Raw genomic sequence first — 8,682 nt, 5'->3', positions numbered from 1 at the left:
CCCTTCATATCAGCCCAACCAGTAAAGTTGCCATTCGGTTTAGTTTGCCAAGCGTGCCAAACAGAATCACTCATTGAGATGACAAATATTTCAAGCCGACCATCTTGATTGGCAGCTACAGCAAGTTGTTTCCATTGCCCCTTCATATCAGCCCAACCAGTAAAGTTGCCATTCGGTTTAGTTTGCCAAGCGTGCCAAACAGAATCACTCATTGAAATGACAAATACTTCAAGCCGACCATCTTGATTGGCAGCTACAGCAAGTTGTTTCCATTGTCCGCTCATGCTAGCCCAGCCAGTGAAGTTGCCGTTCGGCTTAGTCTGCCAAGCGTGCCAGACAGCATCATCCATTCCAATGACAAATACTTCAAGCCGACCATCTTGATTAGCAATGACAGCAAGTTGTTTCCATTGTCCGCCCATGCTAGCCCATGGTCCCCATGTTCCTGTTTTATCTGTCCACTGATGCCACACTGCTTGATCATTTCCAATCACAAAGCATTCGGGACGACCATCTTGATTCACTACAAAGGAAGACATACTTAACCTTCTACTAAATGTCTTAACTTAACAAGGAGTAATTTCCGCTTCGTAGTAAATACAAAACTCCTTTCTATCCAACCGGAAGAATCTACAGTAGATTCACGGTTCTTACTCAACCTTTGCACATTTGGCGATCGCGCCCTACCGATAACTTTTCGATTGCACCCTGACAGATAACCTAGCAGGCTAACTTCTTATTGGGCGGAAACTTTCCGTATAAACACCATGGAGGGGAGATAGGCGGAAAATTTCCGTATATCCTCTAGATGATAGCACGAAACTTTCTGAATATCGTGCCTATAGGGGCGCCCGAAAGTTTACGGAATGCCTACAACAGCGCGTTAAAGACCTCGATTTCCAGCAGACCCAAATAATCATGGTTCGATCGGGGAAAGGAGGCAAATATCGCGTCACACCCATGCCAAAAAAAGTTACAGTTAACGGTCATGATACAAACTTAACTATCCATACCAGAGTATTGAGTTCGTCTGTTGCAACGCAGAGTTATGCTGAGTGCTGAGTTTTGTGTTTCTCTATATATTGGCGTAAAACGTTATTAATTAGAGTTTTATACTGTTCTCCTTGAGCCTCAAACCACTGCTTCACATCTGGATCAAGCTGAACTAAGTTGTGGGCTTGAGCGGCTGGAATACGTAAAGTCGCTCGTTCAAAAAATTCATCGGTCAGCGGTGGAATATCTGAGTAGTCGATATTCTCTTCTGACCTTGACTCTAAGGCGGCCCAGTTAGTACCAGAGGTACTGTTCAAATCGTTTCTGCTCATGACGGTTAGCTCTTCGCGCTGAAATGATTCGGATTACATTGTTTTGACGTTCTGTCCAGACTACTACCGCTATTCCAGAACCGAGAAAACCGATTCCAAACCAGCGATCTTCGCCATAATCAAAACGATCGTCTAGCTCAATCAGCATTTCACCATCAAACATCGCGGGAACATCGGCAAAATCAATCTGATGTTTACGGATGTTTTCAAGGTTTTTCGCTTCGTCCCACTCAAATTGCATGAAGGATTAGGGTATGCCAGATTAAACTATCTTCCTTCATTATCACGCATTTGGCTGAACAGGTTTTATCTGCACTGGAGATCGATGTTGGGATCTAAACTCGATCGCGCGCAAGCATTAAACACGGGAAAAAACCTAGTCAGACTTCAATTGAACCTTTTCTGTTCCCGATCGGTCTAAATTGAACAGACGCCCGATATGTCTAATTTATATGTACTTAGTAAAGCACTTTCAGATTAAAAAAGAGCTGACTCCGTGGGTTAGCGGACTCCTCGCCGCTTCCCTGCTTGCAGGAGTAGGCTACACAGCTTACAGCCAACTCGCAGTCAAATCCAGCCGCGAAACCAGGCGCAAGGAAAAAACCGTTGCTGTCGAAAAGGTGAACCTGCCGATTACAATTTCGGCAAACGGCACAATTGTGCCCGAACGTTCCGTTAACGTCAGCCCCAAAACTTCAGGAATGCTCAAAAGTTTGCTTGTCAAGGAAGGAGATAAGGTTGAAAAAGGGCAGATTCTCGCCTACATGGACGACTCCAACCTCCAAGGGCAACTTACCCAAACTCGCGGACAACTCGCAGCCGCCGAAGCAAACCTGGAAAAATTGGTCAACGGCACTCGAACCCAGGACATTGCTGTGGCTAAGGCAGTGTTAGCAGAACAACAGGCAAGTTTGGAAAAATTGCTCAACGGCAATCGAACCCAGGACATTGCTGTCGCTGAGGCAGTGTTAGCAGAACAACAGGCAAATTTACAAAAATTGCTCAACGGCAATCGAAGCCAGGATATTGCCGTTGCTGAGGCACAACTAGCTGAACAACAGGCAAATTTACAAAAATTGCTCAAGGGCAATCGCCCTGAAGACATCGCCCAAGCAATTGCCAAACTCAGAGATGCTGAATACGCCAAAAACCAAGCTGAGGAAGACTTTCAGAGAAATCAGGAACTCTATAATGCCGGAGCCCTTGCTTTGCAAGTTGTGAACAACTCCCGCACCGCGCGCGATCGAGCTCAAACGCAAGTCAGACAAGCCGAACAAGCTGTAGCTTTGCTGCAAGCGGGTACTCGCCCCGAAGAAATCGCTTCTGCGCGGGCTGCTGTGGAGCAAAAACGGCAAGCTTTGACTCTGGCGCGATCGGGCGCACGTCCCGAAGAAATTGCTGCGGGGCGGGCTGCTGTGGAGCAAAAACGGCAAACTTTGGCCCTGGCGCGATCGGGCGCACGCCCGGAAGACATCGCTGCGGGGGAGGCCGCCGTCGAGCAAAAACAGCAAGCTTTGGCGCTGCTAGAAGCAGGTTCCCGCCCCGAAGACATCGCCCAAGCCCGCGCCCAAGTTCTCTCCGCTAGAGGCAGCCTGCAAAGCGTTCAAGCGCTGATCGGCGACACTGTGCTGCGGGCTCCTTTCACCGGCACTGTCACCCGCAAGTACGCCGATCCGGGCGCTTTTGTGACTCCCACGACTGCAGGTAGTGCGGTTTCTTCGGCGACTTCTTCTTCGATTTTGTCCTTAGCTTCAAAAAATCAATTAGTAGCAAACGTCGCAGAAACTAATATTTCTCAGATTCAGATCGGCCAGGCTGCGTCTATTCAAGCCGATGCTTTTGCGGGCAAGACTTTTGCCGGTAAAATCAGTCAAATTTCGCCTCAGTCGATCGTCCTGCAAAATGTGACAAGTTTTGAGGTCAAAGCGGCAATTATTAATGATGATAAAGAAATGCTGCGATCGGGTATGAATGTGAATGTGGAATTTAAGGCCGGTGAACTTAAAAATGTTTTGGTAGTCCCGACTGCGGCAATTGTCCGCCAACAAAGGGAAACGGGGGTTTTTGTTCCCGGTGGAGAAGATGGCAAACCTGCTTTTATGCCGATTAAGACTGGTATGACGGTGGATGACAAGACGGAAGTGCGATCTGGTTTGAAAGGAAATGAAAAAGTGCTGCTTACTTTCCCCCCCGGATCGCGGCCTAGATCCCAAAATCCATCGCCGGGGGGGATTCCGGGTTTGCAACCGGGTGGCGGAACGCGCTTGCGTTAGGGTTTTGATTTTTTTATTGAACCGCGAAGGCGCGAAGGGCGCGAAGGAGGAAAAGGAAGAAGGAACAAGGAAGAAAGTTTTAATTGCCCGATGCCCAATGCCCAATGCCCGATGCCCAATGCCCAATGCCCAATGCCCAATCAATAATAATATGAAATTACAGACTCGCCCCCGCCCCAACAAAATCTCTAACGTTCAAATCGCTTTCATGGCGACAGAGGCGCTGTGGAATAACAAATTGCGTACCAGTTTAACTATGCTGGGCGTAATTATTGGGATATCTTCGGTAATTGCGATTACTTCGGTGGGACAGGGAGTACAAAAATCAACTGAAGAACAGTTAAAGGCTTTGGGTACAAATGTGCTGTTGGTGTTATCCGGCGCTGCGCGATCGGGCGGTGTCAGTCAGGGAAGCGGTTCTGCTACTACCCTTACTTGGGATGACGCTAAGGCGATCGGCAAACAAGCTCCCGCAGTTAAGGCGATTTCGGCTTATTTGCAGCGCCAAGTGCAAGTCGTTTATGGCGGGCAAAATTCATTTACTGCTATTTTGGGAACGGATTTAAATTATCCCGATGTGAAGAACATTCAACCTCAAGCAGGACGGTTTTTTAATGAGGATGAATTGAATGCTGCTGAGCCAGTAGTTGTCCTCGGTTCTAAGGTGCGAGACGACCTGTTTGGAGTCGGCGCTAATGCGCTATCGGCGGATGTTCGCATTCAGGGAAACCGCTACAAGGTCATTGGAGTGATGGAAACCAAGGGGTCTGTAGGGGGAACCGATCAGGACGATCGAGTGTATATTCCTCTCAAAAATATGTCTTCGCGGATTGTGGGGAGAAATTCTTTAGCGGGGATTGCGATATCGGGTTTTTGGTTGGAAACTGCGGGCGAAGCGGATTTAGCGGATGCTCAATTTCAAGTGGAAAATATCATGCGCTTGCGCCACAATATTTATCCGCCACAACCGGATGATTTTCGAGTTGTAAATCAAGCTGAGATCGTTAATACTTTCAGCAATGTCATAGGTTTATTTACGGTTATGGTGGGAGCGATCGCCGGAATTTCTTTGGTGGTTGGCGGCATCGGTATTGCTAATATTATGTTGGTGTCTGTTGTGGAACGGACTAAGGAAATCGGGATTCGCAAAGCGGTAGGCGCTACTAATGCAGCAATTCTCATTCAATTTATGGCGGAATCTATTTTAGTTTCCACGGTGGGCGGAACGGCGGGAATTGGGTTGGGAATTGCGATCGCCTTTGGGGCCTCGACAGCGTTCAAATTTCCGTTTGTGGTTTCTGTATGGTCGATCACAGCAGGTTTTGGGCTATCTTTTACCGTCGGGTTGTTAGCTGGAGTATTGCCGGCTCGGAATGCCGCTCGCTTAGATCCGATCGCAGCCTTGCGGAATGATTGAAAAGCCTCTGTGTGCGCCATAAGCACCCTAGAGGTGGTACAGGCGTCTCGCCTGTGAATTTCTACTGAGAAAACATTGATGAACAACCAACCTAAGTTAGACAAATACAAGCAAGAAATCGCAGATTTGTACACCTGCAGAAGTCAAACCTATGACAATAGCGATTGGCATTTACAAATTGCTCACCGTCTGGTAGAATACGGGCGAGTGAATCGCGGACAGCAGATTTTAGATATAGCAACGGGAACGGGTCATGTGGCGATCGCAGCCGCTCAAATTGTCGGTTCTGAGGGTCGGGTTATTGGCGTAGATATTTCGGCTGGAATGCTCGATGTAGCTAGAAACAAAGCTCTAGAATTAAATCTCAACAATACAGAATTTTTGCTGGCGGATGCCGAAAATCTCGACTTTCCCGGTAATAGTTGCGATCGCATTTTTTGCTCTTCAGCCTTCATTTGGATGTCGGATCTGCACGCAGCACTCACTCACTGGCACACATTTCTCAAACCACGGGGAATCATCGGCATTCATGCCTTCGCCGACACCGCTTTTGTGGGCGGAGTTGTCACGCAGAAAGTAGCCGAAAAATACGGCATTTCCTTCAATATGAGCAAACCCACAGGCACCGTTGAAAAGTGCCGAAACCTACTTCAACAAGCAGGATTTAAAGAAATAGAAATTCAAATCGATCAAGACGGCAGCTATATCAGTTTAGAAAAAGCCAAAGCCATGTGGGCAGGAAATTCCCATCCCGCCCCCGGACAATATCCACCCCCATTATCAACACTTTCAAGCGAGCAATTAGCACAAGCCAAGGCTGAGTTTGAGGCTGAATTAGAAGCATTGCAAACCGAACAAGGAATTTGGAACGACATCACCACTTTTTACGTATTCGGTCAAAAATAGCAGCCTACAATCTCCCTGCCAAGTTAACATCTAACTGTACTCATCTGCGTTTATCTGTGTGCATCTGCGGTTAAAAAATCCAAATCTACCAGATATCACCTTACACTAAACCAGCTTGAAAAATCTGATTTGCGGTGAGGTTCAAATCAGAAAAAGTTTGCGACACAATCCGATCGTTCTCTCGAAAATTGAGGATTTGATATTCACCATCAACCAAGTTACCCACGGAAATCGTCGGTTGTTTGGGATTGCCAATAAAATTGCGTCCACCCAACGCAGCATAATCCACAATCCAATATTCAGAGATACCCATCTCCTCATAATCAGCATATTTTAAATAGTAATCATCGCGCCAATTGGTTGACACAACCTCAATTACCAAAGGTATCGATGCACCCAAGCTGAGGATAGATTTTTTTTGCCACAAAGTTTCGTTCACCAGATTTGCACGATTCAGCACCAACACATCAGGGAAATAACCAGAATCTTTTTCAGGAGGCCTGACTATCGCTTGGTTGGGGATACTGTATGGCAATCTCAGACGTTTGATTTCAAAGGAAACTTCGATTGTAAGAAAGCCTTTAACTTCCTCGTGTTCGCCTACTGGTTGTGCCATCTCAACAATATCTCCATTATGCAGTTCGTAGCGTACCGCCGAATTTTCAGGCAGCCACTCCACAAATTCCTCGAAGTTTACGAGCTTGGGTAAAGCTTGAGTCATAGGTTTTCAGAATTACCGATAATATCAATTATATCTCTATCTATCTGCGTATATCGGGGTGCATCTGCGGTTACAAATTCCGAATCTGCCAGTAGTGCTAGATTCAGACAATTTAAAATACTGGATTTAATCGGGCGCTTTTCATCCCAAAATACGATCGCTGAATAAAAGTTAATTGCCGCCGGTGAATTCAAAAGCTCAAAAGTTTGACGTGCAACTCTCTCGCTGTCAAAGCTGAGAAAGTAAACAGTATCATCGAAGATTGCAGGTTTATTAGCTATTTCACCGATTAACCTAAAATCCAATTTTTTATAAAGCCCGCAAATCGCAATTTTCCAAGGTTTGAAGCTATAATCGCCTACTCCAAAAATCGAAAATCGAGGGTTATTTTGATAAATTTTGCTTTTCCGATTATCTAGATATTGCCCGCACTTCTCTAGATAACGTCCGGTTTTAGGAGCTATAGTTTTGATATTTTCGGTTAATTCACCGATGAATTTTTGAGTAACTAGGATATATCGATCGGTAGCATTAATGCGATTTTGAGCAACATCAGATCCTTTAAATAGCGGAAATAGATAAGTTTCCTCAAGCTCAACAGCTTCTCCCAATCGATTGACAAACAAATTATCAATTTTCCGAAACTCCATAACGCCAGAACAGTCGTGCTTTACACCAGATCGCCATTTCGTTCCTGAATTTACAGCATATAAATTACTCAATTTATTGAAAGAGTCTATATCCTTAATCAGGAGATTTTTTTGATATCCGATTCGGTGGCATTCTGAACTTTCTAAACTGCTAAATACATCGCAGAAGTAGTTTTGTGAGCTTGAGTCAAACTTGCAGTATAACAAACAGGCATCCACATTTGCACCAAAATACTTTTTAGCATCTATTGTGTAAGTTGCACACCTAGCGAGATTAAGTTTTTTTGAATTAATGTAACTCAATAACTTTCTAGCAGTGGAAGTTTTGCAAAGCATTGCCAGATCCGCATTGCGATTTTGCAGCCATTGCACCGCCTGAATTAGCATCCATTCTGAGATATCGAAGTTACTCTTACCTGTGAGAGCATCTAAGCCGATGTGACTTTGAAAGTTGTTTTTTTTAGGTAAATTGTCGCTACCAATAGTTCCTTGTTGCGAGTTGGTCACCCAAGGAAAGTTGCCGAGTACAAGCAGTCTATGATTAAATTGGTTGATTAATGATGTCCAGTCAAACTCAAAAAAATCTCCGTGCTTAACCTCACATCTTCCATCCTGTAACAATTCATGCTTAGCTCTTAATTCTCTTAAATAACTTTGATTGATTTCAACCCCGATAATCTTGCTGGCCGATGGAAACGAATTTGCAGCAGCTTTAATGAAATTACCTATCCCGCAAGTGGGCTCAATGATGACTTTGGGGTTGACATCAAGTTCTATCAATTTCCGACACACCATCTCAGCTAATTCCAGCGGTGTCTGAAAATCGCCGTATTCTAGTTTTATTTTGCGATGGGTGTAACTCATCGGTTAGATTGATAAACTCTTAATTACAACTTATTATTGAAGAAATAACTTAGTTCCCACCACATTTCGCCATTACTCCAAAACAAAAAATCACCGGGATAGCTAAAGCTAATATCTAAACTCGCAGCAATATATTCCTTATAAACGGGATGGAATTTATATTCCAAGGATTTTATTTTAGTTATGAGTATAGTATCGATAAAACAAAGTCTACTGATAAGTTCTATGTAAAACTCTTCTGTTTTTCCCCAATCATCTAATTCCTCTATACCTGAAGTTCCTAAAGATGTTTGAACGAAATAAACTAAATCATTATAATATTCTAATAAACTTAAATCATTATAATCTTCTAAGATTATTCCATCATTATCCGGATCTATAATTATCAAACTCTCAATTTCTTCTCGTAGCTCTTTTATGATCTCCTCTTGTCGAGCTATTGTTGCAAGGTAAGGATTCAGGTGAAAAATAGTGAGAGTGAGAGCCGAGAAATATGGTAATGTAGTCAGATGAGCGAAAAATCAGA

Annotated in this window: 9 protein-coding genes; 3 read left to right on the top strand and 6 right to left on the bottom strand. The window is 44.5% G+C overall.

What is annotated here, in order from left to right; genetic code table 11:
• From QUA02_RS31045 to QUA02_RS31035, 3 genes are all read right to left on the bottom strand, one after another.
• Window positions 1-539 (bottom strand): DUF8189 domain-containing protein (locus QUA02_RS31045; RefSeq protein WP_333033474.1); only part of this gene is annotated, 539 nt, incomplete at its 3' end.
• A gap of 507 nt (window positions 540-1,046) precedes the next feature.
• Window positions 1,047-1,310 carry a BrnA antitoxin family protein gene (locus QUA02_RS31040; protein ID WP_333033473.1) on the bottom strand — a complete coding sequence of 88 codons (264 nt, stop codon included), beginning with the start codon at window positions 1,308-1,310 and terminating at the stop codon, window positions 1,047-1,049.
• On the bottom strand, window positions 1,288-1,566 hold the full coding sequence (locus QUA02_RS31035) for a BrnT family toxin (protein ID WP_333033472.1): 279 nt from the start codon (window positions 1,564-1,566) through the stop codon (window positions 1,288-1,290). The genes QUA02_RS31040 and QUA02_RS31035 overlap by 23 nt, the downstream gene beginning before the upstream one ends.
• Window positions 1,567-1,777: 211 nt before the next feature.
• Here QUA02_RS31035 and QUA02_RS31030 point away from each other — a divergent pair, with 211 nt between their 5' ends.
• From QUA02_RS31030 to QUA02_RS31020, 3 genes are all read left to right on the top strand, one after another.
• Complete coding sequence (locus QUA02_RS31030; RefSeq protein WP_333033469.1) at window positions 1,778-3,598, top strand: efflux RND transporter periplasmic adaptor subunit; 1,821 nt, start codon at window positions 1,778-1,780, stop codon at window positions 3,596-3,598.
• 151 nt (window positions 3,599-3,749) lie between these two features.
• Complete coding sequence (locus tag QUA02_RS31025; RefSeq protein WP_333033467.1) at window positions 3,750-5,015, top strand: ABC transporter permease; 1,266 nt, start codon at window positions 3,750-3,752, stop codon at window positions 5,013-5,015.
• A gap of 78 nt (window positions 5,016-5,093) precedes the next feature.
• A complete protein-coding gene (locus tag QUA02_RS31020) occupies window positions 5,094-5,921 on the top strand; it encodes a class I SAM-dependent methyltransferase (protein WP_333033465.1) in 828 nt (275 codons plus the stop codon).
• Window positions 5,922-6,021: 100 nt separating this feature from the next.
• Here the strand turns inward: QUA02_RS31020 and QUA02_RS31015 are convergent, their stop codons facing one another.
• Genes QUA02_RS31015 through QUA02_RS31005 form a run of 3 tightly spaced genes read right to left on the bottom strand, consistent with a single transcriptional unit; the run spans window position 6,022 to window position 8,545 of the window.
• A complete protein-coding gene (locus tag QUA02_RS31015) occupies window positions 6,022-6,642 on the bottom strand; it encodes a Uma2 family endonuclease (RefSeq protein WP_333033464.1) in 621 nt (206 codons plus the stop codon).
• On the bottom strand, window positions 6,639-8,156 hold the full coding sequence (locus tag QUA02_RS31010; protein ID WP_333033463.1) for a class I SAM-dependent methyltransferase: 1,518 nt from the start codon (window positions 8,154-8,156) through the stop codon (window positions 6,639-6,641). Before QUA02_RS31010 ends, QUA02_RS31015 begins: the two co-directional genes overlap by 4 nt.
• Window positions 8,157-8,179: 23 nt before the next feature.
• A complete protein-coding gene (locus QUA02_RS31005) occupies window positions 8,180-8,545 on the bottom strand; it encodes a hypothetical protein (RefSeq protein ID WP_333033462.1) in 366 nt (121 codons plus the stop codon).
• Between the last annotated feature and the right edge of the window lie 137 nt (window positions 8,546-8,682).

It is taken from the genome of Microcoleus pseudofavosus SVA1_A4 (assembly GCF_036700565.1).
Taxonomy (GTDB): domain Bacteria; phylum Cyanobacteriota; class Cyanobacteriia; order Cyanobacteriales; family Microcoleaceae; genus Microcoleus.
This window is presented reverse-complemented; position numbering and strand designations above follow the sequence as displayed.